The following is a 14,189-nucleotide window of genomic DNA, read 5'->3' as shown; positions in this document are numbered from 1 at the left end:
TAGTGGGATGGTTTGGATCAAAGTAGTAAGCTACTTGTTTCATCCGCCTTCCCTCTCGACTGGGTGGCATTATACGCGCTTTCGATTCGGGGTCAAGCTTTGTTTTAGATATATTTTGATTTAGTTTGCTAAGGTATAAGCTTTTGTATAACTTTCAATGGGTTGGGGTGGAACTTCTTATTTTATATCTCTGATGCTCCTTATTAGCACCGCAATTTGCATCATTAGCTTTCGTTGTTGCTACCTGCTTATTGATGGAGGTTATGGTTATGAAGTCGTTGTTATGTCGCTTTTATTATGTCGTTTTTATATAGTTAGCTGATATTGATATATAGTCTATAAAGCATAACTTAGCACGCTATCCCTTACTATCTAGTGTTTATAGCTAGTTTTTGCTATAGTAAGCGCTTTTATAGCATGGCATGCTTGCTTTAGTCTTTAACCGTATTTAAAGGCTAGTTTGCGACGTTTACTGAGAAATGACCCCTTGTCATTGACCTTATAATAGCTATACCTATATAAGAAGCTAAATCAATAAGCGTATTAAGTGATGCCTAACCAATAAACAACAACGATAGCTCACAACATGTGAGTACAATTGATGCGGTCTGACGGTCATATGATTGATGGTTGCAATCATCACTGCTAAAGGACTTAAAAAGGTGAATAGATTATGGTAGCGATTACTTTACCCGATGGTAGCGTAAAAGAGTTTGAAGGCAACACCACGGTTATGGAAGTGGCGCAAAGTATTGGCGCCGGTCTTGCCAAAGCCACCGTTGCTGGACGAGTAGATGGTCATTTGGTAGACGCATCCGATCCTATCACCCATGACGCCAAAGTCGAGATTGTGACGCCAAGAGACGCTGATGGTGTCGATATTATTCGTCACTCGGCCGCGCATCTATTAGGTCATGCAGTCAAGCAGCTTTATCCTGATGTGAAGATGGTCATTGGCCCTGTGATCGAAGATGGCTTTTATTATGACATTTATAGTGAGACGCCTTTCACGCCTGAGCACATGGAGGCGATAGAAAAGCGCATGATGCAGTTGATAAAACAAGACTATGACGTCATAAAGAAGATAACCCCGCGCGATGAAGTGATCAAAATATTTGAAGAGCGTGGTGAGGACTATAAGCTTAAACTAATTAATGATATGCCAGGCGAAGAAGCTTTTGGTCTGTATCATCATCAAGAATACGTCGATATGTGCCGTGGTCCGCACGTGCCGAACACGCGTTTCTTAAAGGTATTTAAATTAACCAAAATGTCTGGCGCCTATTGGCGCGGTGATGCTAAGAATGAACAACTGCAGCGTATTTATGGCACGGCGTGGGCAGATAAAAAAGATTTAAAGGCTTATATTCAGCGTATTGAAGAAGCAGAAAAACGTGACCATCGTAAGATAGGTAAAGCACTTGATTTGTTCCATATGCAAGAGCAAGCGCCGGGCATGGTCTTTTGGCATGCCAATGGCTGGACGATTTACCAAGTACTTGAGCAGTACATGCGTAAAGTACAATACGATAATGGTTATGAAGAGATCAAAACGCCGCAAATCGTTGATCGTAGCTTGTGGGAGCGCTCTGGACACTGGGGTAATTACGCGACCAATATGTTTACCACTGCGAGTGAGAACCGTGATTATGCGGTGAAACCGATGAACTGCCCGTGCCACGTACAAGTATTCAATCAAGGGTTAAAGTCTTATCGTGACTTACCACTACGTATGGCGGAGTTTGGCTCCTGTCACCGTAATGAGCCGTCGGGGTCACTACATGGCTTGATGCGCGTACGCGGCTTTACCCAAGATGACGCGCATATTTTCTGTACGCAGGCGCAGATTCAACAGGAAGTTGCTGATTTTATCAAGCTCACTCTTGCCGTCTATGAAGACTTTGGTTTCGATAATATTATTATGAAGCTCTCGACTCGTCCTGAGAAACGTGTTGGTAATGATGAATCTTGGGACTTTGCTGAAAAAGCGCTGTCCGATGCGCTTGATAGTTCAGGTCTCGACTGGGAATATCTGCCGGGCGAAGGTGCTTTTTATGGTCCGAAAATTGAGTTCAGTCTAAAAGACTCACTTGGCCGAGTTTGGCAATGCGGTACCATTCAGGTCGATCCGAATATGCCTGAGCGCTTAGATGCCGAATTTGTCAATGAGCAAAACGAGCGCGAAACCCCTATTATGCTGCACCGTGCCATTCTTGGCTCGTTTGAGCGCTTTATCGGTATTTTGATCGAAAACTACGCGGGTTGGATGCCGGTATGGCTCGCCCCTCAGCAAGTAGCAGTGATGAACATCACCGATAAACAAGCCAATGCTTGCGAAAATGTGGTAAAAGCACTTAAAAACGCAGGTATTCGTGCTGTTAGTGACTTGCGTAACGAAAAGATTGGTTTTAAGATACGAGAGAAAACATTAGAACGTATTCCCTATATGCTAGTATTAGGGGACAAAGAAGTTGAATCGGGCAGTGTCAATGTCCGAACACGTGAAGGTGAGAATCTTGGCGTGATGAGTGTTGATGATTTTATAGCATTAGTACAGACCGCTGTCAGCAAAAAAGGCAGACAGACCCCAAAAACAGATGAGGAGTAATACCTATTAAACAGTCCAACCGTTTAAATATTAACGAAGATATTAACGTCAAAGAAGTCCGTCTCGTGAAAGAAGATGGCGAGCAGATGGGCGTTGTTGATATCGAAACTGCGCTAAATGCGGCGCGTGAAGATAATTTAGACTTAGTCGAATTGGTCCCAGATGCCAAGCCGCCCGTATGTAAGATTATGGATTATAAGCACTACCTCTATGATCAAAAACAAAAGGCAAAAGAGGCAAAGAAGAACCAAAAGCAGACTCAATTGAAAGAGATGAAACTGCGTCCGAGTACTGATGAAGCCGATTATCAGGTCAAACTGCGTAAAATCGTTAGCTTCTTAGAAGATCAGGATAAAGTTAAAGTCAGTATCCGCTTCCGTGGTCGTGAAATGGCACACCAAGAGCTTGGACGTGCACAGCTTGAGCGTATCATTGAAGACACTGCTGAGATCTCTAATGTCGAGCAGCATCCAAAAATGGAAGGTCGTCAGATGGGTATGCTACTAGGGCCTACTAGAAAAAAATAAGCCGATAGCGCCCCTCATTTTATAACGTTTTTGTATTTTTTGACCATCAATATGCGTACGTGTATTGGTGGTTTTTTGCTTTAAGGGCTTATCTTAGTAATAGTTTTTATTAAACTATAACCGAAATAATAAGCAAACCTGAGACCTTAAGTGTAAGATAAATAATCACTAAAACAAATTTAGAATAAAATTAAAATCGATATTCGCTTTAGACATTATAGGATATTTTATGCAACCACTTACCCCACCTGAAAACACCAATACGCCAAGTATCTCTTTGACGCCGCCTGAGCCCGTCAGAGAAGTGCAAAAAAGTGAAGCGGACCAAATGGTCACCCTTGACGAGAGTCAAATCCCAGAGCTTGACGCTAAAGTCGATGCTTTTGTCGATCATGTGCTCACTAACTCTACTAATAGTCCTGAGTTTCAGCAAAACGTACAATCTATTCATAATCTAGGCTCCAAAGAGATTCGTGAGTCCGCGCAAGTCTCCAATCGTATGCTTGACTTGCCGGCTAAGAGTCTCAATGATGGCTTATTTGATAACTCCCCTATTGCCAAATCACTCACTGAACTACGCGGAATTGTGGAGGATTTAGACCCGAGCAAAAAACAATTGACCAGCTCGCGTAAGCTATTTGGTATCATTCCATTCGGTAATAAAGTACAAGACTATTTTCGCCAATATGAGTCCGCGCAGTCGCATATTAACGCCGTCGTTACAAGCCTTTATAATGGTAAAGATGAGCTGCTCAAAGACAACGCCACGATTGAGCAAGAAAAAGTCAATATGTGGGAGCTGATGCAGTCGATACGTCAGTATATCTATGTCGGCAAAAAAATCGATGAGCAGCTAGAACAAAAAATTCATGCGATAGAAGCGACTGACCCTGAAAAGGCACGTATCATTAAAGAAGAGATGCTGTTCTATGTGCGTCAAAAAAATACTGATTTTTTGACCCAGTTAGCGGTCAACGTACAAGGGTATCTAGCGCTCGATACCATTCGTAAGAATAACTTGGAGCTAATCAAAGGCGTCGATCGTGCAACGACGACGACAGTGTCAGCACTACGTACCGCAGTCGTCGTAGCGCAAGCGATGACTAATCAAAAACTGGTACTCGATCAAATCACCGCGCTCAATAAAACCACTAGTAGTCTTATCGAGTCGACCTCAGAGATGCTCAAGCGTCAATCTGGTGAGATTCATGAGCAGGCAACTAGTAGCACTATTGAGCTTGATAAATTACAAAACGCCTTCAATAATGTCTATGATACGATGGATATGATTAGTAATTATAAGGTTGAGGCGCTTGAGAATATGAAGCAAACGGTCAATACTTTAACCAGTGAAGTCGATAAAGCGCAAAAATATCTCGACAAATCGAATCAAACGACAGTATTAGAAGTATCAAAAGAGCTGGATAGTAAAAAGATAACCGATGAATCTGGTATCGATATCTAAAAATGCATAATCTCAGTCACTGCTCAAATCTTTACTGTCGAAAACTCTTGATACGCTTATTAATTGAGCATATCCCTATAGCTATCACACTTAACACAAACAATTGACGTAAGATATTGTCTGCTGGTTCGTGTTAAGATAGCCCCTATTAATAATTTTAAAAATAGATACGGTAATTTATGAGTTGGAATGATCCAAACGCCTCAAGTGAGGCACAACGCTATGACAACCCTATTCCCAGTCGCGAGCTGATTCTCAGCACGATTAGTGATAATAGCGATATTACGCACAAAGCATTAGCTAAAATCTTCGGTATCGAAGATCCTGACCAGTTCGATGCCCTAGGTAATCGTCTCAAAGCGATGGCACGTGATGGACAAGTGAATCGCGAAGGTCGTCCTTATCGTTATCGTCCCGTGACTCAGCATGATATTGTCACCGGTACGGTCTCAGCACACGCTAAAGGATTTGGTTTTGTGGTGCTCGACGACATGCCAGATCTTTTCTTGCATGAAAAGCAGATGCGCTGGGTCTTTAATGGCGATACTGTCGAGGCGGTAGGTACTTCTACTGATAATCGCGGTCGTACCGAAGGGCGTATTGTTGATGTCGTAGAGCGTCAACAAAATCAATTCATCGGAACGCTTGCAAAAGATGAAGACGGCTACTGCGTAGAATTAGGTAGTCCGAACAATCATCAACCTATTACTTTAGCAGATGACCACGTTGATGCTTTGGATGTTAAGCAAGGCGATCCGGTCAAAGTCGATATCATTGATTGGCCAAACCAGCATGAATTTGCTACGGGCAAAATCACTGAAGTGCTCAATGATGACAACGATCGTGAGCTTATTATTGAAACCACTTTACTCAATTATGATATTCCTCATGAGTTTAGCGAAGCCACTCTTCAGCAAGCAAACGACTATAAAGAGCCGACTGAAAAAGATACTAAAGGTCGGACTGACTTACGTGATTTGCCCTTAGTGACTATTGATGGTGAAGATGCTCGCGACTTTGATGATGCAGTATTCGCTGAAAAGCGCCCTGGCGGCAACTATCGGGTGCTGGTCGCTATTGCTGATGTCAGCCATTATGTGACACCAAACTCACCATTAGACCTCGAGGCTTATGAGCGCGGAACCTCCGTGTACTTCCCGCATCGCGTGATTCCGATGCTACCTGAGGTACTCTCAAACGGTCTATGTTCATTGAACCCTAATGTTGACCGCTTATGCATGGTCGCAGATATCAAGGTCTCGCGTGCCGGTAACGTGACGGGTTATGAGTTTTATCCAGCGGTGATGAATTCGCAAGCACGTCTGACTTATAACCAAGTCAACGATTATTTCGCTAACCCTAAAGATGATAGTGTTCCTAAGACACTAACGGGTAATAAAGCGGTTAAAAAATCCGTCGATACTTTGCATCAGCTCTATGACTTACTGCTTAAAAAGCGTGAAGAGCGTCATGCCATGGAGTTTGAGACCGTTGAGACTTATATTAAGTTCAATGAGAAAGGCGGTATTAAAGCTATCGTACCGCGTACGCGCGGCGATGCACACAAATTGATCGAAGAGTGTATGCTACTGGCAAATACCTGCGCGGCAAACTTCGCCTTAAAGCATGAGCTACCGGTACTGTACCGTAATCATGATAAGCCGGATCAAGAAAAATCCATGCGTATCCACGAATACGCCAAAAATTTTGGCCTCTCCTTTCCAGAAGAGAGCCCAACGCAAGCTGATTATCAGCGCCTGATTGAAGCGACCAAAGATCGTCCTGACGCGGTTAGCATTCATAGCATGTTACTGCGCTCAATGATGCAGGCCAATTACGCGCCTGATAACATTGGTCACTTTGGACTGGCGTATGATGAATACAGCCACTTTACTTCGCCGATTCGTCGCTATCCTGATCTAATGCTACATCGCGCAATCAAAGCCAAAGTAACTAAGACTCAGCAGCCGGTCATGGACTTTTCTTTAGATGGAGCAGGCACGCAAACCTCAGATACCGAACGCCGTGCTGAAAAGGCTTCGCGTTATGTCGAGTCGTGGCTCAAGTGTCATTATATGAAAGATCATGTCGGTGAAGATTTCGATGGTGTGGTGACTAGTGTCACAAACTTTGGTCTGTTTGTGACTTTGTCTGATTTGTATATTGATGGTTTAGTGCATATCTCTAATGTTGGCGATGACTTCTTTGTCTACGACGAGCAGCAACAACAGCTTATCGGTAAGGACAAAGGTACGGTATTTGGTCTGGGCGACTCTGTGAAAATAAAAGTCGCTGGTGTCAACATGGACTTATTACAGATTGATTTTGACCTGATAGAAAAATTAAAATCGAGTCAGATGAACCAAACTAAGAAAGACGCTACTAAAAAGAGCTCTGCTAAAAAGACTAATGGCCGTAGCAACAGTAAGAGCAAAGGTAATAGCAAAAAAAGCTAATCTGCTTTTAGAATTGATAAACTTAGATACAAGTAAAAAGGCTAACTCGGAGTTAGCCTTTTTTTATGTCGTACCATGTCGCAAAATAAGTCTAGGGCGCGCTACTTTTATTAACGCTAATGGTATTATTGTGCGCGTTCTAAGTTTGACTCAAGCCGTTCTTTGTCTATCTGCTGCGCTTGTTCGATATCAGTTGTCACTTTATCGATGATGGCTTTTGGCTGTTGACCTAAAGGTTGGTTAGCAATATCTACTGGCTTATCAGTCTCGGCAGTACTCGTGTTCACAGTATTCTCGCCATAGCTTGCGGCTATTACAGGCTCATTTGTTGTGTTGGCAACGTCGGTCTCCGCTAAGCCTGGCTGATGATTGCTGCTATTAACAATATTAAAACCGATTAATGCGGCGATGCCTACTAATGCAAAGATAATCAAATGTTTGGCTTGCATAACTAATGTCTCGTGTATTTTAGGTCATAATAAAAAATATAAGAAACTCTGTCATAAAACTGTACTTACGCCCTACTCTTGCGGACTGTTACTATTTAATAGATCAGTTTCATCAGCATTTTCAGCGATTTCTTGCTCGACCTTTTCCATTAGTTTGGCATCGGGTCTTGCGTCGAGCACCTCATCCGCATTACGGCCTTGTAGGATATATTTAGCCCGCGCTTTTGCACGTTTTTTCTCTTCGTCGTCGAGGGATCTTGCTTCCTTGCTGTCGGCATCGATCTGTTTTGTAGGCTCTTCAGCAGTAGTTGGAGTTATCGTCAGATCAGTAGCGCCCTCTTGCTCTTTTGTGCTTTTGGTTTTTGGTATATATTCAAACGCCTGCTCTAGCTTGTCATTGAAGCGTAGACGATAGATAGGCTCAGGTAAACTAAAGCCTTCGTTTTCAAGCGCATGCTTCGTTTCGCGAATGGCAATACTGCGAGCTTTGGCGAAATCTGTCTCGGATTGATTGACCCAAACCTGAAATTCAAGAATGATATTAGAATCGCCAACATTATTGATAACCGCAATAGCTTTTGGTTCATCTAGTACAAACGTCAGCTTACTGATAGCATCTAAACCGACCTTTATTGCTGCTAGTGGATCATCATTGGCATCCACGCCCAGCTCAAAGGTAAAACGCCGCTCGGGGTTTTTGGTGTAATTGAGAATCACTCCCTTAAACACTTCCGCGTTTGGGATACGTAGCTGATTGCCATCCAGAGTCATCAAAATCGTCGCCCGTGAGGTCAAGCGCACGACGATACCTTCTAAGTCATTAATCACCACCTGATCGCGCGCGCGAAAAGGTTGGCGAACACTAAGCATCAAGGAGGCAATATAATTCTCGATGGTATCTTTGACCGCAAAACCTACCGCAATACCAATGACCCCTGCCCCACCAAGTAGCGTGCCTAGGATAGTCTCAGCGCCGATTAAACTCAGTGCCAATATCAGACCAAAAATAATAAATATCACTTTTATGGTCTGCGATAGTAACTCTGCTACGAAGGGATTAGGGGTGACTCGCTGCCACATATTTGTGCGGTTAGATAGCCAACTGCCGAACCAAGCGACGATGGCAAAAATAACAACACCCACTAAAAGTAGCGGTAAGGCTTTGACTAGATTTCTGAGCTGATTTTTAAGACCTTGATAGACCGTACTGACATTATCCTGCACATCAAGCGTACGCTCTATCTTATCTTCAACAGTGACGACATCAGTAATACGATTGGTCAGATTAATCGCTTGTTGGGCTTTTTTTTCGTTGGCCGTTTCACCTGTGAGCGTTACCACTCCTTGAGTAACGCTGATACTGACCGCTTGCAGACCATCAATCTCAGAAAAAATACCTTGAATGCGTTGACGAATGTCGTTGTCTTTTTTGGGAGTAGGCTTAGTCTCAATCTCAGCGTTATTGGTACTCTCGCCCATGATAACAGGCGGCTTACTCTGGGTATCCGTAGTGCTACCATCGCTAGATTCACTCGCTTCGGCCTCGCTACTACCCCCTAAGGCTGTCGCCACCTCAGCAAGCTCAGCTTCAGCTGCATAGGCTGAGACACCAAATGCCATAACGCATACTAATAGTAATAGTTGTAAGCCACCTTTGAGCTTATCTGCTAATAAATGCTTATCATCTATGATCATAACTATCCTTAAGAAATTTTAAGTTTTATTAGCTTTAAGCTCTAATGCATCCTTACTGGTCCAAATAACGCTGAGCTTCGCCAAAATCTAGCGAGCCTTCATAAATCGCGCGTCCGGTAATGATACCTTCTAAGCAATCGCCATAGGGCTTGAGTAGCTCGATATCTTTCATATCGGTGACGCCGCCAGAAGCAATAACAGGAATACCACCTTCACGAGCTAGATTGACCGTCTGCTCGACATTGACGCCTTGCATCATGCCATCACGGGCGATATCGGTATAGACAATCGAGGAGACACCGACGTCAGCGAAGCGCTTGGCAAGCTCAGTAGCCTTGGTATCAGTGACATTCGCCCAGCCATGAGTAGCAACCATGCCGTCTTTGGCATCGATGCCGACGATGATATGACCAGGAAACTCGCGGCAAGCCTCAGTGACAAAGCTTGGATCTTCGACTGCCTTAGTACCGATAATAATATAAGTCAGACCGGCGCTGATATATTGCTCAATCGTATTTAGGGTACGTACGCCGCCGCCTAACTGTATCGGCAGCTTTGGATAGGCTTTAGCGATATCTTCAACCACGCGCTTGTGCACAGGAACGCCATCGAAAGCACCATTTAAATCGACTAAGTGTAAGCGGCGAGCGCCTTCTTCTACCCAGCGTGTGGCCATAGCAACAGGATCGTCAGAAAAAACCGTATCGTCTTCCATACGGCCCTGTTTTAGGCGTACACATTTGCCATCTTTGAGATCAATAGCGGGAATAATTACTGGCGCAGCACACATAAAACACTCCTAATATAAAAATTAAACAAGGCTACAAAGTCTAGCTTATAAAGGTCGCTTTTATCTAACCAAAAGTATAAAGGCTTAAAGAAGGGCTCAACTACTCTTAGGGTAGTAAAACTGACTATGAAGTAAGTAACTGATAACTAGAAGTTTCCTAGTCTCAAAGCACTCACAATATTAAGTAAATTCAATTACTAACTGGCAATTTTAGGTCAATTTAGCGTATAATCCTAGGTATATTTGTATTTGTTTCTATTCAAAATCATCCTACGTATATCCCCTACCTATAATTTTGCAAACTTAGTCAACAAAGCGTTTACTAAGTCGATTATTTGATTGGTAAGTTATATTAGGCAGTTATTGAATAACATAATACGGGCATTACTCGTTTTAAGATTTTAATAAAAGGTATGAGAAGACTATTTTTTCAATCCCTGTTTTATACAGGCTGATTGAACCGAATACTCTTAGCATGCATCTTGGTAGCCAGTCGCCATTTTGGTAAGTCGAATAAGATATTGACGTGTTGTTAAGGAGTCTAAGGTCAGCGTTAATACTCTTGATAGTAGGGATAACCGAGCATAACTCACAAAGCATTTATCCGTTTTTGCCATAACGTTGGTGAAGGGACGCTTTGCTGAGTGACGCTTGTTTATACTACCGTTATACCATACAGGACGTCTGGTATCGTTTTAGACTATGGACTAAGTTTTCGCTTATGATTACCATCAAAAAAGGTTTGGATTTGCCCATCACCGGCGAACCCTCTCGCGAGATAACTGAGCACAGACCTGCACATGTGGCACTGATTGGCTACGATTATGTGGGCATGAAGCCTACTATGAACGTCAAAGAAGGTGACATTGTCGCTAAAGGTCAGCCCGTTTTTGAAGACAAAAAACGCGTTGGCGTCATTTATACTGCTCCTGCTGCTGGTAAAGTTATCGCCGTTAACCGCGGTGAACGCCGGGTGTTTGAAAGTCTGGTGATTGCCGTTGACCCTAATGGTGAGGAAGTAGAGTTTGACCGTTACGACTCTCAACAACTGGCCGATCTTGACTCCGAAATCGTTGAAAAGCAGCTATTTGCTTCTGGTGAATGGACTGCTTTTCGTACTCGCCCTTACAGCCGTGCGCCTGAGCTTGGCGCGCGTCCGCATGCCATTTTTGTCACTGCAATGGACACCAATCCTTTAGCTTTTGATCCTATGCTGCTGATCAACGAGGAGCTGCAAGCCTTTAACGATGGCTTAGCGGTACTGTCAACTTTGAGTCCTAAGACCTTTGTTTGTCATCATGCCGAGGCAAACTTACCCAAAGTTGCTAAAACCGCTAATGATAACGTCACTGAGTATCATAGCTTTGCAGGTAAGCATCCGGCAGGTTTGGCTGGCACGCACATTCACTTTTTGCATCCTATCATGCGCGGTGTTAGCGTCTGGACCATCGGTTATCAAGACGTCATAGCGCTTGGTAAGTTATTTACCACAGGTCGCTTATATACGCGCCGTATAGTGAGTTTGGCAGGTCCAGCAGTAACCAATCCACATCTTGTCGCAACCGAACGCGGCGCAGATCTGATGGCGTTGACTAAAGGGCAACTGACTGCAGGGGATAACCGTATTATCTCAGGTTCAGTGCTCTCTGGCCGCAAGTTATTTGCGAATGTTGCTTATCTTGGCCGCTTCCACGATCAAGTCAGCTCTTTGCCTGAAGGCTATGAGCGCCCTGCTTTTCACTTCTTTAGCCCAGGTGCAAACCGCTTCTCAAAGCTGCCGATTTATATCTCGCAGTTCTTTAAGAAGAAGTTTAACTTTACCACTTCTACGAATGGCTCACCGCGAGCGATGGTGCCGATCGGTATCTATGAAGAGGTCATGCCCCAAGACTATCTACCTACGCAATTACTGCGCGCTTTGATTATCGAAGACATTATCACTGCAGTTGATTTGGGTGTACTCGAACTGGACGAAGAGGATGTGGCACTATGCACCTTCGTCTCTCCTGGTAAATATGAATACAGCGATATCTTGCGTGATAATTTGACTCGCATTGAGCTGGAGGGCTAACCACGATGAAATTTTTACACAATATGTTCGATCGTATGGAGCCGTCCTTCACTAAGGGTGGTAAACACGAGAAATATTACGCCATCTTTGAGATGTTCGATACGTTTTTGCGTCAGCCTGGCACAACGACCTTTACCTCCTCGCACGTGCGTGATGGTATCGATCTAAAGCGTATTATGATTACTGTTTGGCTATGCACCTTCCCAGCGATGTTCTTTGGAATGTATAACGTTGGCCACCAAGCGCTCACTGCTATCGCACAGCTCGGACTTGAGCCTGATGGCTGGCGTACTATTATTACCAATATGGCAGGCTATGATCCCAATAGTATTTGGGCCAGCTTCGTGTACGGGGCTATGCAGTTCTTGCCCATCTATATCGTCACCTTCGCGGTTGGTATTGCTTGCGAGATACTGTTTGCGGTAATCCGTGGACACGAGGTCAACGAAGGCTTCTTTGTCACCTCAGTACTGTACGCGCTCATCATGCCGCCCGATATTCCTTTATGGCAAGTGGCCTTAGGTATTATCTTCGGTGTCGTCGTGGCGAAAGAAGTCTTCGGTGGTACTGGTAAGAACTTCTTAAACCCAGCGTTATCAGGCCGTGCTTTCTTATACTTTGCTTATCCCGCTTATATGTCAGGCGATTCGGTATGGACAGCAGTTGACGGTTTCTCTGGCGCAACGCCACTAGGCTTAGCTGCTCTTGGTGTCACGCCCGATCAGTTCGTTGATGTCTATGGCCGCGCCATTACTTGGAGCGATGCATTCTTTGGTAATATCCAAGGTAGTGTCGGTGAAGTCTCAACCTTAGCTATTTTGCTAGGTGCCGTGGTGCTACTGTGGGCGCGTATCGCCTCATGGCGTATTATGGCGGGCTGTGTGGTTGGTCTTATCGCCACCTCCTTAGTCTTTAATCTGATTGGCTCTGAAGACAACCTAATGATGAACATGCCTTTTTATTGGCATCTGGTCATTGGTGGCTTCGCTTTCGGTGCGGTGTTTATGGCAACCGATCCGGTCTCAGCAGCACATACCAACAAAGGCCGCTGGGCTTATGGTATTTTGATTGGCTTTATGACCATCTTGATTCGTGTCATCAACCCAGCCTTCCCAGAAGGCATCATGCTTGCCATCTTATTTGCTAACTTATTTGCGCCTCTGTTTGACTACTTTGTCACGCAAGCCAACATCAAGCGCCAAACAGCACGGAGGGTTCGTTATGTCCAAGCCCAAAAGTAATAATGCAAAAACCGTTAGCGTTGCGTTAACGCTATGCTTAGTCTGCTCAGTCTTAGTGTCAGCAGTAGCGGTCGGGCTCAAACCTGCTCAAATCGAAAATGCGCGCCTAGATCGTAATAAAAACATCTTAGTCGCGGCGGGCATGTATGACGCTGAGCAAGATACCGCTGATGATGTCGCTAATCGCTTTAAAGACTTCGATGTCGAAATCGTTGATCTGCAAGCTGGTAACTATCTAGATGACGATCAGCTCGTCGATGTCGGTATCCCTGACCGTAACGACTATGACGCTAGCCAAGCGACCAAAAATCAAGCATTAAGTAATGATTTAGGCGCTAATGATCCTGCCGGTATCGGCCGGGTACCTAAGTACGCCAAAGTCTACGTCAAAAATGACGACGCCGGTAATCCTGAAATGGTGGTACTGCCGATCCAAGGCTACGGTCTATGGGGCACAATTTATGGCTTCTTAACGCTTGAGAGCGATATGAATACCATCAAAGGTATCAGCTTTTATGAGCATAAAGAAACTCCGGGACTCGGCGCTCGTATTGAAGAGCCTGAGTGGCGCGCGAAATGGAGTGGTATTCACTCTTATGATGAAAACGGCGAAGTCGCGACTGGTGTCACCAAAGCAGGTAACCCAAAAGAAAACTGGGTAGATGGTATTAGTGGTGCGACATTAACGGGTCGCGGCGTTAGTAACATGATTCAGTTTTGGCTTGGCGAGCAAGGCTATAAGCCTTATCTAGACGCACTGCGTAAAGAGAGCGGTGCTACAATCGATAATGCTGAAGCACAAGCTAGCCAAGCAGACCTTGAGCAAGCCAAACAGACCACTGAACTGGCAGCAGCTCTACCACTAGCAAACGGCAAGGAGGCATAAC

At 44.4% G+C, this 14,189-nt stretch carries 10 protein-coding genes; 7 read left to right on the top strand and 3 right to left on the bottom strand.

From position 1 onward, the window contains the following. Positions 1 to 673: 673 nt before the first annotated feature. From thrS to rnr, 4 genes are all read left to right on the top strand, one after another. On the top strand, positions 674 to 2,608 hold the full coding sequence (gene thrS / locus ACTXGJ_RS10405) for a threonine--tRNA ligase (RefSeq protein WP_439241942.1): 1,935 nt from the start codon (positions 674 to 676) through the stop codon (positions 2,606 to 2,608). A 5-nt stretch (positions 2,609 to 2,613) separates the two neighbouring features. Beyond that, positions 2,614 to 3,135 (top strand): translation initiation factor IF-3, encoded by a 522-nt coding sequence (gene infC / locus ACTXGJ_RS10400; protein ID WP_439242392.1) that lies wholly within the window; start codon positions 2,614 to 2,616, stop codon positions 3,133 to 3,135. A gap of 229 nt (positions 3,136 to 3,364) precedes the next feature. After that, positions 3,365 to 4,600 (top strand): toxic anion resistance protein, encoded by a 1,236-nt coding sequence (locus tag ACTXGJ_RS10395; RefSeq protein ID WP_443565929.1) that lies wholly within the window; start codon positions 3,365 to 3,367, stop codon positions 4,598 to 4,600. Positions 4,601 to 4,779: 179 nt separating this feature from the next. After that, complete coding sequence (gene rnr, locus ACTXGJ_RS10390) at positions 4,780 to 7,056, top strand: ribonuclease R (protein ID WP_439241946.1); 2,277 nt, start codon at positions 4,780 to 4,782, stop codon at positions 7,054 to 7,056. Between the two features lie 125 nt (positions 7,057 to 7,181). On the opposite strand, the gene ACTXGJ_RS10385 is transcribed toward rnr, so the two are convergent. From ACTXGJ_RS10385 to hisA, 3 genes are all read right to left on the bottom strand, one after another. Beyond that, complete coding sequence (locus ACTXGJ_RS10385; protein ID WP_439241948.1) at positions 7,182 to 7,505, bottom strand: hypothetical protein; 324 nt, start codon at positions 7,503 to 7,505, stop codon at positions 7,182 to 7,184. Positions 7,506 to 7,577: 72 nt separating this feature from the next. Then, complete coding sequence (locus ACTXGJ_RS10380) at positions 7,578 to 9,200, bottom strand: mechanosensitive ion channel domain-containing protein (RefSeq protein ID WP_443565927.1); 1,623 nt, start codon at positions 9,198 to 9,200, stop codon at positions 7,578 to 7,580. A 52-nt stretch (positions 9,201 to 9,252) separates the two neighbouring features. After that, positions 9,253 to 9,990 (bottom strand): 1-(5-phosphoribosyl)-5-[(5-phosphoribosylamino)methylideneamino]imidazole-4-carboxamide isomerase, encoded by a 738-nt coding sequence (hisA, locus tag ACTXGJ_RS10375; protein WP_443565925.1) that lies wholly within the window; start codon positions 9,988 to 9,990, stop codon positions 9,253 to 9,255. Positions 9,991 to 10,711: 721 nt separating this feature from the next. Here hisA and ACTXGJ_RS10370 point away from each other — a divergent pair. Genes ACTXGJ_RS10370 through ACTXGJ_RS10360 form a run of 3 tightly spaced genes read left to right on the top strand, consistent with a single transcriptional unit; the run spans position 10,712 to position 14,188 of the window. Further along, positions 10,712 to 12,061, top strand: a complete 1,350-nt coding sequence (locus ACTXGJ_RS10370) for a Na(+)-translocating NADH-quinone reductase subunit A (RefSeq protein ID WP_439241953.1) — start codon at positions 10,712 to 10,714, stop codon at positions 12,059 to 12,061. A gap of 5 nt (positions 12,062 to 12,066) precedes the next feature. Continuing rightward, positions 12,067 to 13,302 carry an NADH:ubiquinone reductase (Na(+)-transporting) subunit B gene (locus tag ACTXGJ_RS10365; RefSeq protein ID WP_439241955.1) on the top strand — a complete coding sequence of 412 codons (1,236 nt, stop codon included), beginning with the start codon at positions 12,067 to 12,069 and terminating at the stop codon, positions 13,300 to 13,302. Next, positions 13,283 to 14,188 carry a Na(+)-translocating NADH-quinone reductase subunit C gene (locus ACTXGJ_RS10360; protein ID WP_443565923.1) on the top strand — a complete coding sequence of 302 codons (906 nt, stop codon included), beginning with the start codon at positions 13,283 to 13,285 and terminating at the stop codon, positions 14,186 to 14,188. The genes ACTXGJ_RS10365 and ACTXGJ_RS10360 overlap by 20 nt, the downstream gene beginning before the upstream one ends. Position 14,189 lies beyond the last annotated feature (1 nt).

Origin of the sequence: Psychrobacter sp. 1Y11, assembly GCF_052259045.1 — a bacterium.
GTDB lineage: Bacteria > Pseudomonadota > Gammaproteobacteria > Pseudomonadales > Moraxellaceae > Psychrobacter.
The sequence above is the reverse complement of the archived record's forward strand: the minus strand, read 5'-3'. Positions and strand labels throughout refer to the sequence as shown.

Excerpts from the sequence above, each read along its gene's own strand:
- thrS (WP_439241942.1), top strand. The coding sequence starts at position 674 with ATGGTAGCGATTACTTTACCCGATGGTAGCGTAAAAGAGTTTGAAGGC.
- ACTXGJ_RS10395 (WP_443565929.1), top strand. The coding sequence starts at position 3,365 with ATGCAACCACTTACCCCACCTGAAAACACCAATACGCCAAGTATCTCT.
- rnr (WP_439241946.1), top strand. The coding sequence starts at position 4,780 with ATGAGTTGGAATGATCCAAACGCCTCAAGTGAGGCACAACGCTATGAC.
- ACTXGJ_RS10385 (WP_439241948.1), bottom strand. The coding sequence starts at position 7,505 with ATGCAAGCCAAACATTTGATTATCTTTGCATTAGTAGGCATCGCCGCA.
- ACTXGJ_RS10380 (WP_443565927.1), bottom strand. The coding sequence starts at position 9,200 with ATGATCATAGATGATAAGCATTTATTAGCAGATAAGCTCAAAGGTGGC.
- hisA (WP_443565925.1), bottom strand. The coding sequence starts at position 9,990 with ATGTGTGCTGCGCCAGTAATTATTCCCGCTATTGATCTCAAAGATGGC.
- ACTXGJ_RS10370 (WP_439241953.1), top strand. The coding sequence starts at position 10,712 with ATGATTACCATCAAAAAAGGTTTGGATTTGCCCATCACCGGCGAACCC.
- ACTXGJ_RS10365 (WP_439241955.1), top strand. The coding sequence starts at position 12,067 with ATGAAATTTTTACACAATATGTTCGATCGTATGGAGCCGTCCTTCACT.
- ACTXGJ_RS10360 (WP_443565923.1), top strand. The coding sequence starts at position 13,283 with ATGTCCAAGCCCAAAAGTAATAATGCAAAAACCGTTAGCGTTGCGTTA.